Origin of the sequence: Niastella soli, assembly GCF_017742245.1 — a bacterium.
Lineage (GTDB): Bacteria > Bacteroidota > Bacteroidia > Chitinophagales > Chitinophagaceae > Niastella > Niastella soli.
In genome coordinates, this window is record NZ_JAGHKO010000011.1 from 100,239 (window position 1) to 123,807 (window position 23,569).

Here is a 23,569-nt window from a genome sequence, read left to right on the forward strand (position 1 = left end):
AACGAAAGCGCTTGATATGCACAACTCAATCGAAAAAAAGTTATTCTCTGTAGTTATTGTCATTAGTCTTTATTTTTCATCGATAGCCCAACAACCAACAATCAGCCCGGCACACAGTTTTCAGTTAGCAGATACTGCTTTTTTACTGGATGGAAAGCCTTTTCAGATCATTTCAGGTGAAATGCATTACCCACGGGTGCCGCGGGAAGCCTGGCGTGACAGGATGCGAAAAGCAAAGGCAATGGGGTTGAATACTATTGGGACTTATGTGTTCTGGAATTTGCATGAACCACAAAAAGGAAAATATGATTTTTCCGGCAACAATGATATTGCTGCTTTTGTAAAAACAGCACAGGAGGAAGGTTTGTGGGTGGTCCTTCGCCCCAGTCCGTACGTTTGTGCTGAGTGGGAATTTGGCGGCTATCCCTACTGGCTTCAAAATATAAAAGGATTGGAAGTAAGAAGCAAGGAGCCGCAATACCTGCAGGCCTATAAAAATTACATCATGCAGGTAGGAAAACAACTGGCTTCCTTACAGATAAACCATGGTGGCAATATTTTGATGGTTCAGGTTGAAAATGAATACGGCGCTTATGGAAGCGATAAAGCATACCTTGACATAAATCGAAAGCTGTTTATTGAAGCGGGTTTTGATGGATTGTTATATACCTGCGATCCGGAACCATTCCTGGCAAAAGGAAACTTGCCCGGTAAATTATTTACTACTGTAAATGGGTTGGATAAACCCTCAAGAATAAAACAGTTGATCAAACAAAACAATGAAGGTAAAGGACCGTTCTTTGTCGCCGAGTGGTATCCTGCCTGGTTCGACTGGTGGGGAACAAAACACCATAAAGTGCCGGCAGAAAAATATACGCCGGGACTGGATTCGGTTTTATCTGCCGGCATGTCGCTCAATATGTATATGTTTCATGGCGGTACTACCCGGGATTTTATGAATGGGGCTAATTATGACGATAAGCATTCTTATGAGCCACAGATCAGCAGTTATGATTATGATGCACCATTGGATGAAGCCGGTAACCCTACACATAAATACATGGAGTTCCGGAAAGTGATTGAAAAAAGTTTGCCTGCTGGCCACATCTTGCCCGAGGTTCCTGTAGCAAAACCAACGATCACCATTCCGGCCATCAGTTTTGTAAGCACCACCAGTCTGTTTGATGTATTGCCTGCTGCAAAAAAGAATGCCACGCCCTTAACTTTTGAAGCGTTGAATCAGGCTTATGGATTTGTACTATACCGCACAACGATCAATGGCGGCAGTCAAGGCACGTTAAAAATAAAAGACCTGCGTGATTATGGAATTGTTTTCATCAATGGAAAACGGGTAGGTGTTTTAGACAGGCGATTGAATCACGATAGTCTCTTGCTCCAGCTTCCCAATGGAAAATTACAATTGGATATTTTGGTGGAAAATCTTGGCCGAATTAATTATGGGCCCTATCTCTTAAAAAATAAAAAGGGAATTACTGGGGGAGTGCACTTTAATGGAAAAGAATTGAAGGGTTGGCAAATGTTCTCTCTTCCATTTAATGATAGTAAAGTTGTTGCTCAGAAAACCAGCCAATCATCGTCTGATGCTCCTGCGTTAAAAAAAGGGACCTTCCATCTGGATGCTGTTGGTGATACTTATCTCGACCTTAGCAGCTGGGGTAAAGGCATTGTGTGGGTGAACGGACATAACCTTGGCAGATATTGGAGCATCGGCCCGCAACAAACGCTTTACGTGCCTGTTGAGTGGCTGAAGAAAGGAACAAATGAAATGGTGGTGTTGGAATTGTTGAAACCCGGACAAACACAGCTACAGGCGGTTGATAAACCAATTCTGGAGCGACTGAATAAAGAAGAAGAAGGTATAAAGAATTAGGAGCTTTAAACTATAAAAAAAGCCAGGTCCTGTACTAACAAGGAGCTGGCTTTTTTTATTGTAAACTTTAAGACTGGGAAGCTGGTATTTGATAATGCTCTTTATAAGGTAGCGCTTCTTTGAATGGTTACATTTCTGGCTTTCATAACCGTGTTTCCAGTTGGGCCAGGTGTACCTGATGAACCTTCCATCTGAAGGTCAATAATTAAGTTAAGCGGTTCGTTAACGAAATTTTGACCTGTTTGTGTTGATACTTTCGTACCATCTATCCAGTATTCGATACTCACGTTACTGGTAGTGCCAATCCTTGTTAAATAAGCCGTGTAAGTATGCCAGTTGGCCGGGCCCGAGATCACAGTGCCAACACTTGACCACTGACCGTTTTCATTTTTGTAGGTGTTTGTCCAGTTGGTGGTGCTTCCTTTAAACTCCATAATATCACTTTCCGGAGGCCATTGATTAGCACCGTTTAACCAGAATGCGGGCCAGGTACCTTTTACAGATGGGCATTGGAACTCACCAGAAACCCGCCATTTAGGCCATGACGCACTAACGGTTACCTGTTGTTTGGCATAACAAGTGCCAGAGAAATAGTGAATGGCTGGCTTATCACTAACAGTACCAGGGTAGGCGGTCATTGTCAGGACCCCGCCTGAGGTGGCAATATTTTGGGTTCTCATCCGGGCCGATCCATTATGATCTATACCCCATGGATAAAAGTTGTTCCAATAGGTACTGTAAGCGCTAAATGACGTGGTGGGAAGCATGGTTACCCAGCTTAATTCAGTTGTTGCCGTTTGTTGCTCCGGTGCTGAGTTGTCTGCAGTTGCTTTCCTACAGGATACCCCTGTCATAACAGCAAGAAAAACAATAACGATTAGATTTGATTTTTTCATAATGGCATTTTGACGTTAGTTAATTTGTAGCTTCCCTATAGATCTTAAAATTTAAAAGGCAAGACAAATCTCAACTAATATCAATTGATAGAGGGGGTACATTTTCGTAAATTAAGGGGGCAAATGCTGATTCTCGCACAATGGCCGTCATCCCTTTGCAGTTCTCAATGGCTAACAACAAGGGCTATTCTGAAATAGGTTGGGTCAACGTTTTAACACCTGCTATAAATCCCCGCTTAAAATCCCTCAATCGAAAATACGTCCAACTTTGACCTTAAAAAGTTGCGGGTCCTTTTAAATACACCGATCCCGTTGCTCGATCCGTCGGTATTGGTATTTCCTTCAAGGGTTTCAAAACAATCACCGCTCACGTTTACGATAATGCCGGTGTGGATCCAATCGTTGATCGTTTTTTGCACCAGGAATATATCACCAGGTTTTACCTGCGAGGGATCATTGCGTACCTGGTTATAGGAGATCAGGTTAGCCTGTTGTTTTCCATACATCGCAACCACATCACAACTATACGTTAGGGGCATAAGGGTGGTAAAATCTTTTCCCATGCCAGACGCTGCCTGGTCAAAAATGGTTTGTACAAACCCCATGCACCACAACCAGTCATTACCTTCATTGCCCTGGCAATAACTTCTAACCCAGGGCCCAAGATTCTGGGTGCCGTTCATCTGCAATTCCATAGGTTTTCTTTCATAATGATTATTTGCTACTTTAATTACCAGGTCCCTGAAGCCTGAACCGAAGACCGTGGTTTTATAGGCGTCTATCATCGGCATGCATAACCTCCTGAATCCTTCATCGTCCACTATGCCGGTTTGATCCTGTTGGTTGGCCAGCTGAAAATTTTTTACTGCCAGCTCCGTTGCAGGGCCGAAATCACTATCAATAGAAGTAGCGCTATTCGGGCCGCCAGCCTGTATGGCATGTATGTTCAGCCATTCCTGGATCTTTTTTACATCGTTTCCCTTACTTCCTTTCTGGCACGTTTTTGAAATGATGATCTCTTTTTCGTATTGACTTTTTTTCATGTAAGAAATTTTTATGAGGGGTTAAATGATCCAATGTTAGGGCCAGTGCAGGTCTGGAGCAGGATTAGGGGCCAGGGGAACTCTTTTGCACACATAAGCCAGTATCCACACGCCGTCCAATGCAAAAGTTTCAGTTACCAATTCCGGGTTGGCTGGTGGAGCCGGCTGTGCGGCTACTTTTCCGGGTGAAGAATTATTGGGCGTCTTAATTGCCATGCCATAATATTTTGCTTTTACATACCTTTCTGTTTTTTTAACCTGAGCGGCTTGTTTTTCTATTGGAGCACTTACCGCTGCCGATCCCATTTTTCCCATTAGCGAGTTAGCTAAATACGATGCCCTTGTTTGTGTTTTAGCCCCAATTACAGGCGATACCCTGGTTGTTTTTACCGTGGAGACTTCGCTGATTTTTTCTGTCTTTAAATCAGGAAACAACATTTCGAGTGCGGGTTTGTGTAATTCGGTTAAAACAGTTTTAAGGCCCTTTCCTGTTTTCCGGCAAATGAAAGTTGAGATCTTGTGGTCAATTAGATTACATAGTTATTATCGGCAGGACTGTATTCGAACGCTAAAAATCATTTTAGCTATTACCTTTTTGGTATGAATGATCTGTTAGTTGTTTGTCAATGATTTTAGGCTGAAAAGTTATAACAATATGAAAGAATTAAAAAGGTGAAAAACACCCGTTTTTCTTCTTTCCACTTCCCCTATTCGCTCCATTTGCATCATTCATTTTTTTATTGTTTCTTACACACTCAATAAGAAAACATTATCTGTGAAAAAATTTGAATCCATCATTGAGAAGTACCAGGAAAGGGGAGTGAGGATAGACAATATTGAATATGCGATAGAATCAGTTAAACACGGGGCTAAAAGAGACCATATTCTGGAGAACCTGAGTGCTGATTACAGGGGCATGAATTTGACTGATGCCAACGGTTTGCTGAATGAGCTGTTTGCAGCCAATGGCGGGGAGTTTAAAAAGGAAAACCGGGGCGGTTACCTGTATGGCATTTTTTGTCTGATGCTGGGTCTTTCTTTGGGTTATTATTTTTACTATGTCTTTACTTATGGTGGTAGAATAAGACCCATAACTGTTTTGGGTGGTGCCATCGCTTTTACTTTTCTGGGCCTGGTTCTAACAACAAAAGCGCTGCTTGGAAAATACCGGGATTCTGATGAACCGTTTAAGGATTAATGATTCTCTACATAATTTAAAAAACAAGAATGGGAGTTCATATTTGTTTAGGGATAGTGGAGTTAACCAGGATAATGACATTAAATTGGTTTATTCCTCCTCTGACCCTTGTGATGGATTGGCTTTAATGCTCTTTAATAAAACAGAGAACTATAGAACATTACAAAAGTTAAGCGAGATCCTTACGGCGGATGAAATGCAAGCCATTAAATGTACTTATGGTGAAAAAAGTATGAGTGTTTCTGAAGGGTATGAGAATTTTGAACCTGAATATGACTCACCTGCGAAACTTCAAACCATAGTGGACAAGATAAAGCGTTTTTACATTAAGAAGATCCGTCTTGACAAAACATTGGATGACGATACTTTTACCGAAGTGCTATTTGATATTTCCACATTAAGTGAGCTTTTTTCAGCGCTTGATATTGCCAAAGAACAAGGGTTACAAGTCGCATTGACGCTAGACGACTTTTAAATAGGGAACTCCTGGCGTGTAGTCAGGCTAATAGTAAATAACCTATTACACCTGACGCTTCCTGATTGCCCTCGGCGTTGAATTCGTCCAGGTTTTAAAGGCTTTTCTAAATGAAGTAAGGTCTGAATAACCTAAGATGTCGGAAACCTCGGATATTTTTATGGCCGGGTTTTGCATAAGCTGGAAGGCAATTTCTTTCCTTATTTCTCCGGCAATGTCGCGGAAGGTGGTTTGTTCCTGCAGCAGTTTGCGTTGCAAATTGCGGGGTGTCATATTTAATGCCATAGCGGCTTCATCAATTGTAGGGATCCTCCCCTTGAATTGTGTAAGTAATACCTGTTTTAGATTTTCGGCTGCACTGTTGGTTTCCAGCAGCGCCTGCTTCTCAGTCACAAGAGAGTTGAAGAGCTGGAACATGGATTGATCGTGGGTAAGTAAAGGGGTTGATGCGTCTTCTTTGCTTAAAACAATGCGGTTGACATCTTTATTGAAAAGCACCTCGCAGCCGAAAAATTTCCGGTATTCTGAAACTTCCCGCATGTCGAAAGTCAGTTCAATCCGTAACGGAACAATGTGTTTACCCGTCAGGGTATGTAATGTATTTACGATGGCTGCGATCAAAAAATCATTGGCATGCCGGGCTGGTTCCGGATGTTTCATCAGCCACAACTTGTTCTGCGTTATTTCCAAAACAACTACCTCATTGGCGACATACGTATATTCAACCATGGGCGATCCCAAATGGCCATAACGGCACAATATCTGAAGACCCTGGTTAATGTCTTTACTGCTTTGGATCAGAAAACCAACCATTCCCTGGATCAGGTTGTTTAACTCCATGCCCACATGCAGGCCAATCAATGGATCGCCCGACAGCTTTAAAAGAGGTACCCAAATAAGCGCTGCTTTCTCCCATTCAACCATTTTTTCGGAGTCATTAATTTCTTCGGGGCTGATACCCGTCACCTGGCAAAGCGTATCGAAAGCGGCCCCAAATGAAGTAGCCGTTTGAAATATACTGCGGATGAGCGTTCCCTGACAAGCCATGACGTAAATTATATCATTTTAAGCAGAAAATACCCCTTTTTCAGCCTGCAAAAAGTAGGTGCTTTGTATTGTTAAATCAAAATATATGGAATCAAGTAAATACGTATTTTTAAAAAAATGGGTAACTGGTAACCTGGCCGTTTATTCAGGTGCGTTGGGCTTTTTGCATACGTTTATTGCGCACGGTATTACCGGCGAACACGATAAGCTGTTGACAACCCCGCAGTTTATTATGCATACAGTTTCTTTGTATGTTTTTGTTTTCTTATTGGTAAGAATGCAGAACAAAACATTTCAACAGATAGGGGAAAGGAAACCCCTGGCCGGCATCTGGCCGTTTTTGATTTGTACCCCCTGGATGTTCTGGCTGGGTTATTATACCCTCTACATTCCCTTCGATATTTTATTTATGTTCCTGTCAATTGGGATCATCAATGCCGTCCAGTTAAAACCGCTGGTAAAATTTCCAACAAAATGGGTGTGGCAATGCATCCTGGTCTATTTTCTCGCAGCTGTTACCGGTATTGTAATGGGCCTGGCCGCTTTTTTTCTTTTCTATCAGCATTGGCAGGGTATTTTGAAGGACCTGGCCATCTGGCTAACCATCAGTATTCCTGCGGCGTTCGTAGTGTCTTATGGCTTCAGATCTATTTTTAAAAAACAGCTCATCATGCCCGAAGATCATGAGGCTGATGCTATTCATGAAAAGAAAACATTGCTCTCAAAAGTTGCCTGAAATCGTCGGGTGAAATAAAAGTTCAAAAATTATTACAAATGAAACATACAATGTGGAGTGTGCTGATGCCATTCTTATACAGCGCTGTTGTAGCAGCCTGTAGCAAAGACGATAATGACAAAGAAGTCTCCGCTCAAACGCCCGGAACGAAAAATGGTACAGTGAGTGGTATAGTTACCGATGCCAAAAATCAGCCGGTGAAAGACGTTCGCATAACTGTAGAGCATACCGTATGGTATAATAGCTATCTTTTTGCTACCAGTGACAATGAAGGAAAATACCAGGTGTCGATACCTGATGATCCTGCTGGTGACTGGACGGCCAAGGCCCAGCTTACTAAAACAGCTTACGGACAAACCTATAAGTTTGACCTGGAGCCAGATAAAACCGATGCATTCAATAAAGCAGGGGGCGCTGTTCGAAACTTTAAATGGAAACTAAGCGGCCAACGGCCCGGGGGCACCGGTTTCTATGGTGCCCATGTTGATCTGTACCAGTTTGGGGCAGATGTGGATATGACCAAAATAAGGTTATCATTCACTCCTTTTCCCGGTGAGACCAGTTTTATTGATGGTACCCCTGCTGCGCCATTTGAAAGGGCTGTAGAAGATGTGGCCGGGACCTATATGGTGAAAGATGTACCCATTGGAAAATACCTCATCAAAGCAATCTATGCCGGTAAAAAATTATTACTCAATAACCGCCATATTGATGATAACAATGAAGAAAGCAAGACCGTGGTTTTTGGTAAAGCCGGTTATTTGGGTGAAACGGAGTACAATATTGAGTTCTTTGTAACGGAGTAGCAAGTTGACCGGGAGTAAAGTTGATAGAGTTGATATTGATCTTTGCCGTTTTTACTACTGACTATTGCCCATTGCCTTTATCTATTCAAGGTATGTATAGAAAAACGGAAGCATTTCGGTATAAATGCGCCCATCTTTCCCCGGTAGTTTATCAGCATGTCTGCCCAGATATTCTTCTGCAAAATGGGGGATGCCGTATTTTTCCAGTTCTTTCAAGGTAAGTCCCAGACAATACTTAGACCATTGTAGGCAATACCCAGTGCATTCCCCCATAATCAGATGCCGATTCCACCAGTATTCAATACGGTTGCTGTAACTGCTGAACTATTGGTAGTACAGTGTTGTTGATTTGAATCGATTTAGGGGGCTCATAAATTGGCTAAATTGGAAGATTGGGCCAGATTTACGGAACGGCGATGCTAAGGTTTTCTATAACGCTTTAGCGGTCGATCGTCGCTGAAATGGCTCCTTCTCCGCTCAGGGCGCCCAGGACCCCGGAATCCGGATCCGGAACAGAACCATTTTTAGTAAATTGCCTTTTTAAGCAACTAATGTATAGCCCTGTGACCGAACATCTTGTCGCCCATATAAAGAAGTTTATTTCCCTTGACGCAGAAAAAATAAGGTTACTGGAGTCTTTCTTTGAGCAAAGGACTTACCGGAAAAAAGAGGTCCTGCTGAGTGAAGGCGACCGGTGTTATGAGAAGTTTTTTATCGTAAGCGGCTGTGTGCATTTATCCTACCTGAAGCAAAATGGAATAGAACAAACCACCGATTTTGCGCTGGAGAACTGGTGGATCTCCGATTTTATGGCCTTTCAAAACGGTTCGGTCGCTCAATTTTCCATTCGGGCTGTAGAAAAGACCGAAGTGCTATGTATTTCAGCCGACAGGCAGCGGAAATTGCTGGACCTTATGCCTGAACTGAATGCCTATTTTCACCTGGTTTTTCAACGGGCTTTTGCTGCCTCTCAATTCAGGTTCAGATTATTGTCCGAGTTTTCCAAAGAAGATCTATACCGCCACTTCAAACAGCATTTCCCGGAATTCTTACAGCGTGTTCCGCAATACCTGCTTGCTTCCTTTCTTGGTTTTACGCCTGAATATTTGAGTGAGATCAGAAAAAAGCATCTTTCGTAAATATAAAATAGAGGATGTATCAAAAATAACTGGCCAGGGAAGGGCTTGGGCGTGGCAGGGAGCTTGCCCGGACCTCACAGGGACTTTATCCTTGTTAGGTCCTTGTGAGGTCCTTGTGAGGTCCTTGTCAGGTCCCTGTGAGGTGCATGGAAAACCCTATCCTGACCCCATCAATTTCCTTTGCTTACATCACCATGCCCACACTGTATATGGGGGTTCAGTGCGGGTTTGGTGCGGGTTCGGTGCGGGTTTTAATAGGGAAATGGCTTGTATCAGTATATCTGGAATGAAGCTGACTGGAATGAAAAAGGGTGCCCCAAAATTACTTTAATGATTTGGTCGCTTTGGTGCTTTTTTCGGATATTCACTATCAATACCAATTAACACATGAGAACAATTATAATAGTAACGGGTCTGTTACTGCTTCTAACGGTTGAAATACTACATATTTATTTCATTATGCCATTCCCGGGTAGCCAGCATAACAATTCCATCGGGTTTGCCTATTGGCTTGATAATAATATCTGGTGGGTCAGGACCATCACTTTGCTGACGCTTATTTATCCTGTTATCCTTTTTTTCAGGAATACAAGAATTTGGAAGAAAGTCCTGTTAGCAACAGGATTATTGCTGTATGCGGTGGTCTTTTATTTTTTTAACTTTCGTTTTAAAGCTGATAAAATGTTTTATCAGTCTGTTCATAGCCGTTTTGCTACTGCGCAAACCAATGAGATCTCCAACAATAAACTGGTCATAGGACTAGTGGTCAATGGCGAAGCAAAAGCCTATCCGGTTCAGTTAATAGGGTATCACCACCAGGTGCGCGATACCGTTGGCAATATGCCTGTGATGGTTACTTATTGCACAGTATGCAGAACAGGAAGGGTATTTAGTCCGGTTGTAAATGGAAAGAATGAAACATTCCGATTGGTAGGTATGGACCATTTTAATGCCATGTTTGAGGATCAGTCAACCAAAAGCTGGTGGCAACAAGCTACAGGCATAGCAGTGGCAGGTCCGCTGAAAGGGGCCTCTTTACAGGAACTGCCATCTACACAGGCAACCCTGGCGGCCTGGTTGCGGCAATACCCCGGATCAATGGTGCTGCAACCTGATACTGTTTTTTCAAAACAATATGCAGACCTGGCTGATTTTGATAATGGAACTATTAAAAGCGGGCTGGAAAAAAGGGATAGCGGGTCCTGGCAGTTCAAGTCATGGGTAATTGGTGTTACGCACAATAAAGTGTCAAAGGCGTATGACTGGAACCACCTGGTAAGCGCCGGCCTGATACAGGATTCATTGCCTGGTTTGCCCATGGTACTGGTGCTTGAAAAAGACAGCGCATCATTTCACGTCTGGAACCGGCAGGTAAAGGGTAATGACCTGCAATTCATCCAGGATACTACAAGAGTAGCCTTCCATGATCTCAACACAGGATCAACCTGGAATATGAGTGGTCAATGTATTAGTGGGGCGCTGGCTGGCGTGCAGTTACAACCAGTGCCGGCCTACCAGGAATTCTGGCATTCATGGCGAACGTTTCATCCGAAAACGCTTAGGTAAAGTTGACCAGGTGGGTCACTCTTCCAGAGTGACTCACCTTTTATGATATCAAGGTGAGCAGTTCGCCAGCTGGCGGACGACCCACCTAATCCTACAATGGCACAAGCGGACGCTTGCGTCATTCTATATGAGTATTAACACCTTTTTTGTAAAAATAGTAAAAGATATTTTTATCTTTTATTGTCAATGCCTAATTTTGTGTCTTCAAAGATCAGGGCCCCGATCTCTCAATCAAAAAGACAAAAAGGTATAATCTATTACATATGACAAGTGAGCAGAAAGCTATCATTCTGGCTACCGTGCCAGTATTGAGAGAAAACGGGGTATTACTGACAAAACACTTCTACAATCGCATGTTTTTGCACAATCCTGAGCTGAAGAACATGTTCAATATGGGCAACCAGAAAAACGACCGGCAACAAACGGCATTGGCACTGGCTGTTCTTGCATATGCTGAAAATATCGCTAATCCAGGTGTGCTGATGCCTGTAATTGACAGAATTGGCCATAAACATACCAGCCTGGATATTCGTCCTGAACATTACAGTATTGTAGGCAAACATCTGTTGGCTTCCATCCAGGAAGTGTTAGGAGAGGCAGCTACGCCTGCCATCATTGACGCCTGGACAGCAGCCTATAACCAGTTGGCGCAAATAATGATCGGTCATGAAGCCGGTATCTATACACAACAAACGGAGCGTACGTATGGCTGGACTGGCTGGCGGCCGTTCCTGGTGAAGAAGAAAGTGGTTGAATCTGCAGAGATCACCTCCTTTTATTTGTATCCTGCCGATGGGGGTAAGGTTGCAGAGCACCTGCCAGGTCAGTTCATCAGCTTGCGGGTTTTTTTACCGCAGTTACAACTGAAACAGGCCCGGCAGTACAGCATCTCCAGTGCACCCAATGCTGATTACTATCGCATATCTGTAAAGAAAGAAAAGGGGGCAACGCTGAATACCGATGGGTTGATCAGCAACCACCTGCATGATAGTATAAAAGAAATTGACCAGGTTGATCTTACCGCCCCTGCAGGCAATTTTACCCTGACGGGAGAAGTCGACGCCCCGGTTGTATTGATCAGCGGGGGAGTAGGCTTAACGCCGCTTATGAGCATGCTGCACAGCCTGATAGAGAAGAATCATGCATTTCCTATTACCTGGCTGCATGGCTGCCGTAATGAAAGCGTACATGCCTTTAAAGACCATATCACGTCCATCGTTACAGAAAACCCACAGGTAAAACAGCATGTATTTTATAACCAGCTTACCAGTCAGGAGAAAGAGGCGGGTATTTTGGAAGGCTACCTGGATATAAATAAAGTGCCTGATCTTGACCTTGTTGCTGATGCACATTATTTCATCTGCGGGCCAACCCCATTTATTCAAAAACAATTCAATGACCTGGTGGCCGCAGGCGTGAATAAACAACATATTTATTTCGAAGAATTTGGCCCTCAGGTATTGGCCTTGAACTAGAACTAGAACACGAAGGACATATCCGTGCCACGGTTCGAAACCGTGGCACGGTTTAACCTGGTTGATCTTATCCATTTCGGCCAATAATACCTTTTCGACTGGTTTGAATAAAAGACATTATCTCATCCCTTTCTTCACTGATGGGTAGAGACTCTTCAATTCTTAGTAATGCTTCATTGAGAGACAGGCCGCTATTGAAAATGTTCCTGTATATATCAAGAATATGATTAATGGAGGTAAGTGGAAATCCCCGCCGTTTTAAACCGGTACTGTTTATGCCGGCATACCTTAGGGGAGTATGCGCTGCTTTTACAAACGGCGGCACATCCTTATCTACTGTGCTGCCGCCTGCAACAAATGAATGCCTGCCTATGTGCACATGGTCATCTACATGACACATGCCTGCTACCCAGCCCCAATCATCAATGGTTACCGACTCATTTAACTGAGTACAGTTTATGATCACCGCATTATTGCCGATGGTACAACCCGCACCAATGCAACTGTAGGCATTTATCATGCAATTATTTCCGATGGTCGTTTTGACAGGGCTTTGGTGCGCCCGATCAATAGTTACGTATTCCCTGATTATCGTATTGTTTCCTATCTCCACATAGGTGTTCTCAGCCGTCCCCTGTTCTTCATGTGGGAAAGATGCAATGACAACTCCGGGAAAGATCCGGCAGTTAGCGCCTATTTTAACACCAGGCATAATGGTCACACTGCTGCCTATCCAGGTACCACCGCCAATTTCAACATTCTCATAAATAGTGGAGTAAGGATCTATTTTTACATTTTGTGCTACCTTGGCGCCATCCTTAATATATGTATATGGGTGTATCATGAACCCGGGCTTTGTTAGAAAACTAAGATACCTTAATTTTTTTTATAAAGCCACAGTGCTGATTTGGGTGCCTGGTGCAAAAAGATTATGCCAGGTAGCGCGTTAGCACAACCTGGCATTTAATTGATCTACACTCACGCATGCTCATGTATGCCCTCTGCGATCTCTTCCAGCATTTTTCTGTTGAATGCTTCGAGGTCTTTTGGGCTGCGGCTGGTAACAAGGCCATTGTCTACCACCACTTCTTTATCAACCCAATTTACGCCTGCATTCTTCAGATCAGTTTTAATAGAAGGGTACGATGTCATAGTACGGCCTTTCAACATCCCTGTTTCAATCAGCAATTGCGGGCCATGGCAGATGGCGGCAACTGGTTTGCCTGCCTCCAGAAAATGTTTTACAAAGGCTATACATTTTTCATTGGTCCTTGCATGATCGGGATTCATTACGCCACCGGGCACTACCAGCGCATCATAATCTTCGGGATGGGCGGAATCTATTTGCACATCAACCGGCAATTCTTTTGACCAGTGATCGTGGTCCCATGCTTTTACTTTGTCCTGCTCAGGAGAAATGATCTGGGCATTGACGCCCGCTTCCTTTAATGCCTGTAACGGGCTTGTTAACTCTACTTCTTCAAATCCATTGTCTGTGATTATTGCTACTCGCTTTCCTTTTAATTTTTGTGTAGCCATAATATAAGGTTTTTAAAATGTAAATAAGTGAGAAGGCATAAAAACTATACCTCGAAAAGAAAGATGAATAGGTGGTAATTGCTGATTTTAATCTACGATTAATCCACGGTTACACCATTGAAATTCAACGCGCAATTCGTTTGCCAACATTTCTAAGACTTGTCCAATACCAATGTCGGCAATCCCATTTTGAAAGGTCAGTCAGATATCTTTGTTATGGTAATCACATTTCTATGAGATTACTTTCTTCACCCATACTGGTTGTAAATGCCATTGCTGACATTTTAAACCAATCCGCTATGTTGAAAAAAAGTTTCCAGCCATCCGTATTGCACGAGGAGGACCTCATTAAACTCATCAGGCAAAACGACAGTCTTGCGTTTGATCTGTTATATAAAAAATACTGGAACCGGTTGTTGCATTTTGCTTTCAGGTATGTAAAAGATGGATATGTATGCCAGGAAATTGTGCAGGAATTGTTTGTACAGTTGCATACTTCGGGGGCACGGTTAAAGATCAATTCTTCGCTTTCCTCTTATCTCTTTGTCGCCATCCGAAACAGGATCTATAATTATTTGCGTAACCGGGCCCTGTATAAAAAGCATATAACCCTGGCCGGTAAAAGAATTATGTCGTCGCATAATAATGTTGAACAGGCTATCAATTTCATGGATGTGCAAAAGAAGATAAATGATACCCTGTGCGAGATGCCCGAAAAATACAGGGTGGTATACTTATTACACGACAAAAATAATTTTACTGTAAAGAAGATCTCAGAAGCCCTGAACCGCCCGGTTAATACGGTTGAAAAACAATTAAGGAAGGCTATGTATATGCTGCGGGACCGGTTGGTGATGCATGAAATGACAGTATAAGAAAGCTGGATAAGATAGTTGAAAGATAGGTATCTCTATTTTAAAATTTGTAGGATACGCTTACAGAGACCCCGAAATCGAAGTCACTGTTCTCAGATGACTGGTTGTCGAAATTTGTATAGGGATTCACTGTTAGATAGAAGTCCCTGATCAGTTGCCACGAAAAACTGGTATTGCCTGAATACCGGATGCGGCCTTTTTGTGTAAGGCCAAAGAAAACGGTTTGCGTAGAACTGATCTGGATGTCGGGATGGGAACGTTTAAAAAAGTTAAACTTCAGCAAGATGGGCACTTCAAGCAATAGCCCACTGAATTCGTCTGAGGTGCTTTTTTCCTGGTTAAAAACAAGACCCGTTATGGCATATAGCTGTGAATATTTGCGCACCATCAGCTTATTACCTCCACCTACCATTTGTTGATACCGGCGGGCAATATCTAATTCCAGGTTTCGCTGGTAAGCCAAATTAACGGCGGCAAACCAGGTTGGGCTGAAGTTATAGGCGGTGAAAAAGGAGGCCTCTTCCCGGTCTCTTGAGTATTTGGAAGAATCCAGGGTGCCGTTCATAGAAACTGCCAACTGGTAATCGAAATACCTGGTAAAATAGAATATGTTGGCACTTAGATTTAACTGGCCAATATCACTTGATTTGGTATACGTGAAACCGGTGGAGAAAGATCCGTTCAATTGCTGAAAGAAATTCTGTCCGAAGGGTGTGATGGTGTTAAGGCTGATGATCTCAGCATTAAATACGGTACTGGAATCGAGCAGGATATTTACTTGTCCATCTTTGTTTGATGGTTTTATCATCCCTAACAGGAGCTTTTTGTCATTTGTTTCAATTCTGAAACTTCTGTAGGTGGTAAGGAACCTTATTTTGTATTGTTTTACATGGATGAATTTAAGGTCCACATCATCTATGGTGATCTCTCCGTATTGGGCGCCTTTTACTTCACCTATCAGTACCTGCCCATTGTATAAAATGATGGTGTCTTTGATCTGGGCAAAAACACCATTGCCCAAAATTATAAATACCAGTAAAGTTATAAAAGTATACAGGTGACGCATATACCATAGACACTGGCGACGGGTTTGGCTCGCCATTTTTTTAAACTGTTGGCGGAATAGCCGTTGCGGGGGTGTCCTATATATACAGGAATACCATTGTGGATGGTATAAATTTTTTGTTCGCCATGACTAGCCGCAGACGATTCACCGAAGAGCAAAAGATTGCCATACTGGACCAGGCAATGAAGAAAGGCATTACTGCAGTCTTGCGTGAACACAGCCTTTCTTACAGTGTATTTGCCCGGTGGAAACAACAGCTTATAAAAGAAGAACCCTCCAACCAATCATACAGTAAAACCAGGTCGGAGCTGAAACATTTAAATGAAGAAAACATCCGGCTTAAAAAAATAATTGCCAACCTGGCCCTGGAGCTTAATAAAAAAGAGGAGGAATTAAAGCGAATGAATTCAAAACGGTAACTGAATGTATGGAAAGACGTAATTGTATAGCTATAGTCCTACTGCTTCTAATTGCTGTATTTGTTTTTGCTGCAGGAAGGAGGGATGCGATCAATACTATAAAAAGAAGCGCTATCTCCTGCGGTCCAGCCCAAAAAGCAAGCGAACATAAATCCTGGCCAAAAAACGATAATAGCGGTAATGGGTGTACGCACCAGACAGTTAATGCTGCCTTACCGGGCCGGGTAAAGCGCGCCAGGATCCATGGCTGTTAAAAGGGGATAACAATATTTCGAAACTTTATAAATCAAAACAAATGGCAGACAAAAAACCAAACATACTCTTCATCATGTCTGATGATATAGGCTGGTTTAATTTAAGCTGTTATAACCTGGGGGTCATGGGTTATAGAACACCTAACCTGGATCGTATTGCCAGGGAAGGTGCGCTGTTTACAGATTTTTACGGGCAGCAAAGTTGTACTGCAGGTCGCGCCGCATTTATTACCGGGCAGTCACCAATAAGAACGGGCCTGACAAAAGTAGGGTTGCCGGGCGCTACGCTTGGCCTGAATGAAAAGGATCCCTCTGTTGGCGACTTCATGAAAAATTTAGGCTATGCCACGGGGCAGTTTGGTAAGAACCACCTGGGCGACCGTAATGAACACCTGCCTACTGTGCATGGTTTTGATGAGTTTTTTGGAAACCTGTATCACCTGAATGCTGAAGAAGAGCCTGAAAATCCTGACTATCCAAAAGATCCCGAATTCCGTAAAAAATTTGGTCCGCGGGGTGTGTTGAAGTGTAAAGCAACCGAAAAAGATGACACTACCGTTGATCCCCAATTTGGTAAAGTTGGCAGGCAAACCATAGAGAATACAGGCCCGCTGAATAAAAAACGGATGGAAACGGTGGATGAAGAGTTTCTGGCCGCAGCAAAGGATTTCATAGATCGTAAGACGAAAGAGGACAAACCCTGGTTCTGTTACTTCAATACAACGCGGATGCACATCTGGACGCATCTTAAACCATCTTCTGAGGGTAAGACCGGTTTGGGGGTATATCCGGATGGGATGGTAGAACTGGATGGCTATGTGGGAGAACTACTTAAGCAATTGGATGATCTTAAAGTAACCGATAATACGATTGTGGTGTTCACCACCGATAATGGCGCTGAAGTTATGTCGTGGCCCGATGGTGGCACTACACCATTCCGCGGCGAGAAAGATACCAATTTTGAAGGCGGTTGGCGGGTGCCCTTTGTAATGCGCTGGCCTGGGGTTGTTGAACCCGGCCGGGTAATAAACGAGATCTGTTCCCTGCAGGATATGATCCCCACTTTTGCTGCAGCCGCAGGCGAACCTGACCTGGTAGAAAAGGTAAAGAAAGGGGCTACTATAAATGGCAAAAACTTCAGGGTTCATCTGGATGGGTTTAACCTGTTGCCATTATTAAGCGGCAAGGAAAAAGAATCGCCCCGCAAAGGCTTTTTATACTGGAGCGATGATGGCGACCTGATGGCTTTACGTGTTGGCAACTGGAAAATAGAATTCATACAACAACGAGCCCATGGATTGGATGTGTGGAGAGAACCTATGGTCTCAATGCGTGCACCTAATTTGTATAACCTGCGAGCTGATCCTTTCGAAAGAGCAACTGAAGATGCTAATGTGTTTTATAATAAATGGATGGCTGACCATGCTTTCATGCTGGTACCGGCACAGGCGATCGTGGCGGAGTTCCTCAAAACCTTTGATGAGTTTCCACCCCGGGCGAAAGCGGCCAGTTTTAGTATTAACCAGGTCATGGATAAATTAATGCCCACAGATGCAGTTTTGGAACCACCTATAAAATCAAAGGCCAAACCTGCGACTACATAAATAACTGCACAGGAAGCTGAATTAATAATTAATAAAATAATACAGATCATGGCCACCGCGAATGAACAATTTAAGGGCGTTATAAAGCTCGATGTTCGTGACTCAAAACCCGATTGGACGCCATTCGAATTAAAACAGGCCCCCAAAGGAGCACCTAATATTCTGATCGTACTGTACGACGACACAGGCCTTGCGGCCTGGTCGCCGTTTGGAGGACGGATCAACATGCCCACTTTACAACGGCTGGCCGATAACGGGCTGCGGTATTCTCAATGGCATACAACGGCCTTATGCTCGCCAACGCGTTCTACCTTCCTTACCGGCCGTAATCATCATGTGAACCGTTGCTCCTGTATAACAGAAGGTTCTCAGGGATTTCCGGGCTGGGCAGGCAGATTGCCGGCCGAGTGCGCTACTATTGGCCAGGTGCTTCAGGATAACGGCTTTAGTACATTCTGGCTGGGAAAAAACCATAATGTACCTGAAGAAGATATTTCCAGTGGCGCCAGTCGCTCCGAATGGCCGCTGTCAAAAGGCTTCGACCGCTTCTATGGTTTTGTTGGCGCTGAAACCAATAACTGGTATCCCGACCTGTCGGAAGATAATCATTTCATTGAGCAGCCATACAGTCCGGAAGAAGGGTACCATTTATCAAAAGACCTCGCTGATCAGGCCCTCAAAATGATCCGTGATCAGAAATCGGGGAATCCTTCCAAACCCTGGTTTATGTGGTTCTGCCCCGGAGCCAATCATGCCCCGCATCACTGCCCACAGGAATATGCGGATAAATACAAAGGCAAATTTGATGACGGATATGAAGCCTACCGGGAATGGGCATTGGAAAGAATGATCGCTAAAGGTATTGTGCCGAAGAATACCAAACTTACGCCCATCAATCCCATGGAGGGCGATATGGCAAATCCTACTGATGCCGTACGGCCGTGGAATACCCTGAATGCCGAGGAGAAAAAATTGTTTTCCCGGATGGCCGAAGTGTATGCAGGTTTTTCTGAATACACCGATGAGCAGGTGGGACGGATAGTGGACTATCTGGAAAAGACAAATCAATTGAATAACACCGTTATCTTTTATTGTTCCGATAATGGTGCTTCCGGTGAAGGTTCGCCAAACGGCTCCGTGAATGAGAACAAGTTCTTTAATAACTATCCTGATGAGCTGACTGAAAATATGAAATACCTGGAAACGCTGGGCGGGCCAGATACGTACAATCACTATCCAACAGGTTGGGCAGTTGCCTTTAGTACACCATTCAAGATGTTCAAGCGGTATTCGGAATATGCCGGCGGCACCTGCTGTCCATTGGTCATTCACTGGCCCGATGGTATTAAAGCCAAAGGGGAAGTGCGTACGCAGTATCATCATTCAGTGGATATTGTGCCCACGATATTGGAAATAGTAGGGCTTGAAATGCCAAAGGTATACCGGGGCGCAGAGCAATACCCGTTGAATGGTGTTTCCATGAAATACAGCTTTGATAATGCGAGTGCACCCACCAACAAAATGCGCCAGTATTATTCCATGCTGGGCACCAGGGGCATGTGGATCGATGGCTGGAAAGCTGCGGCCATACATGCACCTCTCAGTAGCAAAGGACATTTTGATAAAGACCAATGGGAGTTGTACCATGTAGATGAAGATTATTCAGAATCAACCAACCTGGCTGATAAATATCCCGATAAGCTAAAAGCCCTGATCGACGCCTGGTTCGAAGAAGCAGATAAGAATTTCGTACTGCCATTAGATGATCGTACCGCCATGGAGATCCTGGGCGTAGAGCGGCCGAAGTCAGAACCAGCCAGAACACGCTATGTTTATTATCCCAATACAGAGCCCGTCCCGGAAGGAGTGGCAGTAAATATTCGCGGCCGCTCTTACAAAATAATAGCTGATGTGGAATTAAGCCATGAGGTAGCTGGGGTCATTTTCGCCCATGGTTCCCGCTTTGGCGGTCATACGCTTTTTATCAAAGACCGCATGTTGTATTACGTATACAATTTCCTGGGCATCATGGAGCAAAAGTTCGTGTCAAAGGTGGTTAATGCCGGTAAACATACATTGGGAATGGAGTTTATGCGGGAGAAGGCCGGAGAACATGGCGAGTCACTGGGAACAACCAGGCTGTTTGTGGATGGAAAGGTGGTGGCCGAAGGGCCCATGAAAACCCAGGCTGGCAAATTCACTTTATCGGGTGATGGGCTTTGTGTAGGGTTCGATAGTGGGGATAATGTAAGCCAGGAATATAAGAACCCGGCAAGATTTACCGGCGGCACCATACTGGGTGTGGGGATCGATGTAAGCGGGGAAGTTTATCTGGACCTGGAAAAGGAAGCAGCGGCTGCGCTATCAAGGGACTAACGTTAAAACGAAAAAAATGGAAACGCAAACGCAATCAAAGACAGTTCGTAAAGAAACAACCATTGAAGATCGCTCCAAAATGGTTTTTATTCCGGGTGGAAAATTTATGATGGGCTCCAATAACTTCTACCCGGAAGAAAAGCCAGTTCATGCCGTAACAGTTGATGGTTTTTGGCTGGATAAATATACTGTTACCAATGAGGAATATAAAAAATTCGTTGACGAAACCGGTTATATAACGGTGGCGGAAAGACCGCTGAAAGCAGAAGATTACCCTGGCGCCAAACCCGAAATGCTGGTGCCGGGCGCACTGGTTTTCAAGAAAGCAAAAACTGCGGTCAACCTGAGTGATTATTTCAACTGGTGGGCATGGGTGCCCGGCACAAGCTGGAAGCATCCCAAAGGACCAAAGACCGATATCAGGGGCATGGAAAAACACCCGGTAGTGCATGTGGCGTATGAAGATGCAGAAGCGTATGCAACCTGGGCAGGAAAGGAATTGCCAACAGAAGCGGAATGGGAATATGCAGCCCGGGGCGGACTGGAAGGGATGAATTATACCTGGGGCAATGAAGACACGCAATTGACCAAACCAATGGCCAATACCTGGCAGGGTGAATTCCCGCATCAGAATTTATTGATAGATAAATATGAAGGCACTTCGCCCGTGGGTTCGTTTGTACCAAATGGATATGGTTTATATGATATGGCTGGTAATGTATGGGAGTGGACAAGCGACTGGTATGTGGCGAATTTGGATGAAACGGCTAATAAAGTAAAAACCTGTTGTACTACGCATGTAAATCCAAGGGTAGTGTCGGCTGAAGCGAGTTATGATCCCTGTCAGCCTACAATAAAAATTCCCCGGAAAGTAGTAAAAGGTGGATCGCACCTTTGTGCGCCCAACTATTGTTTGCGGTATCGCCCCGCGGCACGCCAGCCGCAGATGATCGATACCGGGATGAGCCATATCGGGTTCAGGTGTATAGTGCGAAAACCCGAACAGGAATAAAGTAATATGAAAACAAAAATAAGCAACAATGGGAAAGGTAGCCAGTACAACAAAAACAAAAAAGGATGCTAGTTTTAAACCTGCCAATATACAGGAACATTTGATCTTTAGCCGTGCGGTGGAAGCGGTGATCTGGGGCATGCCGGCAGTAAATTTTGAATTTCGTTTTTATGGACCAGAAGAAGCGTTGTTTAATATAAAACCAGGAAGCTGCCAGATATAGAGAACGTGTAACATGCGTGAATTGATTGAAAATATGACAGGGGCTTTAGATGCATGGGGCGAATTAACAGAAGTAGTGTTGAATGCCCTTTCATTGGTGTTTATTGTCGTTGGGGTTGTCATTTCTTTAATTCGAAGCATACAGGAACGGCAACGCCGGCCCGGTATGCATCCCATGCATTCTTATTTTAGAAAAGTATTTGGCGGTTGGTTGGTGGTAGCGCTGGAAATTCAACTGGCCGCCGATATTGTTGGTACTATTGTTTCACCTACTACTTCTCATCTTATTGAACTGGGCGCCATTGCGGTGATACGAACGTTCCTGAATTATTTCCTGAGTAAAGAACTTAAAGAGGAAACAGAATATGGAAAAGGACTTCTCACACAAAAACCTGAAAGGAGCGTCGTTTAAAAATGAGGACCTCGCGCATGCTCGTTTTGCGGAAAGTGATCTGCGTGGCGCCGATTTCAGTGGCTCAAATCTGGATGGCGCCGATTTTACCCATGTAAAAACAGGGATCACGCCTATTAATATAGTGCTGATATTTCTGACAACGCTCGTTGTATCTGCCTTTTCCGGTTATGTTGCTATGTTGGCGGGGCAAACAGTTCAGGAAATGCTCGATTCAAAAGTGACCAATGTAAGAATGGCGGGCATCATTTCTATAGCAATTACCATTCTTTTTATTTTGATCTCTTATTGGCGGGGTGTAGGTCGTGCCGTTAGTCAATTGATCATTCCCGCTATAATTACAGCTTTTATAATTGGAATAATTGCAAAAGTTTCAGGCCTTGGTACAGGCATGGGCATGCTTTATTTGATCTTGTCATTGGTGCTGGTGGCCGTGATGTTTGTGGTGGGCACCATTGCCCGGGCAACTGCGGGCGCCCTATCGAATATCCTGTTTTTAATAGTGGCTATGTCAGGTGCTTTCTTTGGGAGGAGCGTGGGTGGCGGCATCGGCACGGTGATCATGGCGCTCAGTTGTGCCATCATCAGCAAAAAAGCATTGAAGGGTGCGCCCGGTTTTGATTCCTTAAGAAGGATCGCTGCGATCATTACCAGAAAGTATGGCACTTCTTTTCGAAATTCCCGTCTCACGGATGCCGATTTCTCGCGTTCCCATCTTCACAATTCCGATTTCTCAGAAGTAGATACGTCGGCGGTACACTGGGGCAATTCAAAAAAAATAAATTGTATCTCAAATGAAAAGATATTGGCATGATCGACCATTTTTAAAATATAACAATGGAAGACGATAAGCATAAAGACAATCCTAAAACGGGTGATCTGGAAGATGACAAGGTCACTGATGTCCAAAAGAAGATCGAGGAAAAGATAGCAGAAGATGAATCATTGGGCGGAGAAGCCATCTCCAGTGAGTTGTCAAAGGACAGGACACATATGTCCGAGCACCGCACCAGGATGTCGGAACACCGTACCGGGTTATCTGAACACCGTACTGAGCTCTCAGAACATCGTACGGAGTTATCAGATAGAAGAACTGATCTGTCTTTTGAAAGGACCGCCCTCTCTTATGAGCGCACGCTCATGTCGTGGATAAGGACCGCTATCTCATTGATCTCATTTGGGTTTACTATCTATAAGTTTTTTGAAGAAGTATATAAAGGGGATGAGCATCCGCGGCTGCTGTCACCGAGAAAAGTGGGAATGATCATGATCCTGTTTGGGTTTATCGGTTTGTTGTTTGCCCAGTTCCAACACCACATCGCCTATAAAAGATTAAAGGAAGAGTATCCGCAGATCCAGCGATCGCTTTCATCGGTATTAGGTATTTTGATCCTTATGTTTGGGCTTATCTTATTTCTTGCTGCTGCTTTCAGACAATAAATAAAAACAAAAAGGTGCACCCATTACAGGTACACCAATTTTTCAAGGAAAGGCGAAGGTTAATTAAAGGGACCGGTT

At 43.9% G+C, this 23,569-nt stretch carries 24 protein-coding genes; 17 read left to right on the top strand and 7 right to left on the bottom strand.

Annotated elements, in window-relative coordinates; all coding sequences use genetic code 11:
- Positions 1-16: 16 nt before the first annotated feature.
- Complete coding sequence (locus tag J7I42_RS26555) at positions 17-1,891, top strand: glycoside hydrolase family 35 protein (protein ID WP_209141921.1); 1,875 nt, start codon at positions 17-19, stop codon at positions 1,889-1,891.
- A 101-nt stretch (positions 1,892-1,992) separates the two neighbouring features.
- On the opposite strand, the gene J7I42_RS26560 is transcribed toward J7I42_RS26555, so the two are convergent.
- The 3 genes from J7I42_RS26560 to J7I42_RS26570 all read right to left on the bottom strand — a co-directional run bounded on the left by J7I42_RS26560 (position 1,993) and on the right by J7I42_RS26570 (position 4,268).
- Positions 1,993-2,787, bottom strand: a complete 795-nt coding sequence (locus J7I42_RS26560; RefSeq protein WP_209141922.1) for a family 16 glycosylhydrolase — start codon at positions 2,785-2,787, stop codon at positions 1,993-1,995.
- Positions 2,788-3,023: 236 nt separating this feature from the next.
- The gene (locus J7I42_RS26565) at positions 3,024-3,830 is read right to left on the bottom strand and encodes a peptidoglycan-binding domain-containing protein (protein WP_209141923.1); all 807 of its coding nucleotides are present in this window, start codon (positions 3,828-3,830) and stop codon (positions 3,024-3,026) included.
- 36 nt (positions 3,831-3,866) lie between these two features.
- The gene (locus J7I42_RS26570) at positions 3,867-4,268 is read right to left on the bottom strand and encodes a hypothetical protein (RefSeq protein WP_209141924.1); all 402 of its coding nucleotides are present in this window, start codon (positions 4,266-4,268) and stop codon (positions 3,867-3,869) included.
- A gap of 337 nt (positions 4,269-4,605) precedes the next feature.
- Here J7I42_RS26570 and J7I42_RS26575 point away from each other — a divergent pair, with 337 nt between their 5' ends.
- Together J7I42_RS26575 and J7I42_RS26580 are read left to right on the top strand one after the other, a co-directional pair.
- Positions 4,606-5,028, top strand: coding sequence for a hypothetical protein (locus J7I42_RS26575; RefSeq protein ID WP_209141925.1), 423 nt, complete (start codon positions 4,606-4,608; stop codon positions 5,026-5,028).
- Positions 5,009-5,503, top strand: coding sequence for a hypothetical protein (locus J7I42_RS26580; RefSeq protein WP_209141926.1), 495 nt, complete (start codon positions 5,009-5,011; stop codon positions 5,501-5,503). The genes J7I42_RS26575 and J7I42_RS26580 overlap by 20 nt, the downstream gene beginning before the upstream one ends.
- A gap of 45 nt (positions 5,504-5,548) precedes the next feature.
- Here the strand turns inward: J7I42_RS26580 and J7I42_RS26585 are convergent, their stop codons facing one another.
- Complete coding sequence (locus J7I42_RS26585) at positions 5,549-6,550, bottom strand: AraC family transcriptional regulator (protein ID WP_209141927.1); 1,002 nt, start codon at positions 6,548-6,550, stop codon at positions 5,549-5,551.
- A gap of 85 nt (positions 6,551-6,635) precedes the next feature.
- On the opposite strand from J7I42_RS26585, the gene J7I42_RS26590 reads away from it, so the two are divergent.
- From J7I42_RS26590 to hmpA, 5 genes are all read left to right on the top strand, one after another.
- Complete coding sequence (locus J7I42_RS26590) at positions 6,636-7,286, top strand: hypothetical protein (protein ID WP_209141928.1); 651 nt, start codon at positions 6,636-6,638, stop codon at positions 7,284-7,286.
- 38 nt (positions 7,287-7,324) lie between these two features.
- Positions 7,325-8,092: a carboxypeptidase-like regulatory domain-containing protein gene (locus J7I42_RS26595; RefSeq protein ID WP_209141929.1), complete on the top strand. Its 768-nt coding sequence runs from the start codon at positions 7,325-7,327 to the stop codon at positions 8,090-8,092.
- 563 nt (positions 8,093-8,655) lie between these two features.
- Positions 8,656-9,231 (top strand): Crp/Fnr family transcriptional regulator, encoded by a 576-nt coding sequence (locus J7I42_RS26600; protein ID WP_209141930.1) that lies wholly within the window; start codon positions 8,656-8,658, stop codon positions 9,229-9,231.
- Positions 9,232-9,618: 387 nt separating this feature from the next.
- On the top strand, positions 9,619-10,797 hold the full coding sequence (locus J7I42_RS26605; RefSeq protein WP_209141931.1) for a DUF3179 domain-containing (seleno)protein: 1,179 nt from the start codon (positions 9,619-9,621) through the stop codon (positions 10,795-10,797).
- Between the two features lie 263 nt (positions 10,798-11,060).
- Positions 11,061-12,272: an NO-inducible flavohemoprotein gene (gene hmpA / locus J7I42_RS26610; RefSeq protein WP_209141932.1), complete on the top strand. Its 1,212-nt coding sequence runs from the start codon at positions 11,061-11,063 to the stop codon at positions 12,270-12,272.
- A gap of 67 nt (positions 12,273-12,339) precedes the next feature.
- On the opposite strand, the gene lpxA is transcribed toward hmpA, so the two are convergent.
- Both lpxA and J7I42_RS26620 read right to left on the bottom strand, forming a co-directional pair.
- Positions 12,340-13,116 (bottom strand): acyl-ACP--UDP-N-acetylglucosamine O-acyltransferase, encoded by a 777-nt coding sequence (gene lpxA, locus J7I42_RS26615; RefSeq protein ID WP_209141933.1) that lies wholly within the window; start codon positions 13,114-13,116, stop codon positions 12,340-12,342.
- Between the two features lie 134 nt (positions 13,117-13,250).
- Complete coding sequence (locus J7I42_RS26620; protein ID WP_209141934.1) at positions 13,251-13,811, bottom strand: type 1 glutamine amidotransferase domain-containing protein; 561 nt, start codon at positions 13,809-13,811, stop codon at positions 13,251-13,253.
- A gap of 233 nt (positions 13,812-14,044) precedes the next feature.
- Here J7I42_RS26620 and J7I42_RS26625 point away from each other — a divergent pair, with 233 nt between their 5' ends.
- Positions 14,045-14,686, top strand: coding sequence for an RNA polymerase sigma factor (locus J7I42_RS26625; RefSeq protein WP_209141935.1), 642 nt, complete (start codon positions 14,045-14,047; stop codon positions 14,684-14,686).
- Between the two features lie 40 nt (positions 14,687-14,726).
- Here J7I42_RS26625 and J7I42_RS26630 read toward each other — a convergent pair whose 3' ends face one another.
- Entirely contained in the window at positions 14,727-15,788 is a 1,062-nt protein-coding gene (locus tag J7I42_RS26630) for a DUF481 domain-containing protein (RefSeq protein ID WP_209141936.1), read from the bottom strand.
- Positions 15,789-15,877: 89 nt separating this feature from the next.
- Here J7I42_RS26630 and J7I42_RS26635 point away from each other — a divergent pair, with 89 nt between their 5' ends.
- From J7I42_RS26635 to J7I42_RS26670, 8 genes are all read left to right on the top strand, one after another.
- On the top strand, positions 15,878-16,171 hold the full coding sequence (locus tag J7I42_RS26635) for a transposase (protein ID WP_209141937.1): 294 nt from the start codon (positions 15,878-15,880) through the stop codon (positions 16,169-16,171).
- A 295-nt stretch (positions 16,172-16,466) separates the two neighbouring features.
- Positions 16,467-18,029, top strand: a complete 1,563-nt coding sequence (locus J7I42_RS26640; protein ID WP_209141938.1) for an arylsulfatase — start codon at positions 16,467-16,469, stop codon at positions 18,027-18,029.
- Positions 18,030-18,077: 48 nt separating this feature from the next.
- Positions 18,078-20,405, top strand: a complete 2,328-nt coding sequence (locus J7I42_RS26645) for an arylsulfatase (protein ID WP_209141939.1) — start codon at positions 18,078-18,080, stop codon at positions 20,403-20,405.
- A 16-nt stretch (positions 20,406-20,421) separates the two neighbouring features.
- Positions 20,422-21,417, top strand: a complete 996-nt coding sequence (locus J7I42_RS26650; protein ID WP_209141940.1) for a formylglycine-generating enzyme family protein — start codon at positions 20,422-20,424, stop codon at positions 21,415-21,417.
- Positions 21,418-21,445: 28 nt separating this feature from the next.
- Positions 21,446-21,640 (top strand): hypothetical protein, encoded by a 195-nt coding sequence (locus J7I42_RS26655; protein ID WP_209141941.1) that lies wholly within the window; start codon positions 21,446-21,448, stop codon positions 21,638-21,640.
- A 12-nt stretch (positions 21,641-21,652) separates the two neighbouring features.
- Positions 21,653-22,051, top strand: a complete 399-nt coding sequence (locus tag J7I42_RS26660; RefSeq protein ID WP_209141942.1) for a DUF1622 domain-containing protein — start codon at positions 21,653-21,655, stop codon at positions 22,049-22,051.
- Entirely contained in the window at positions 22,005-22,865 is an 861-nt protein-coding gene (locus J7I42_RS26665) for a pentapeptide repeat-containing protein (RefSeq protein WP_209141943.1), read from the top strand. Before J7I42_RS26660 ends, J7I42_RS26665 begins: the two co-directional genes overlap by 47 nt.
- Positions 22,866-22,888: 23 nt before the next feature.
- Entirely contained in the window at positions 22,889-23,491 is a 603-nt protein-coding gene (locus J7I42_RS26670; RefSeq protein WP_209141944.1) for a YidH family protein, read from the top strand.
- The last annotated feature ends 78 nt before the right edge of the window (positions 23,492-23,569 follow it).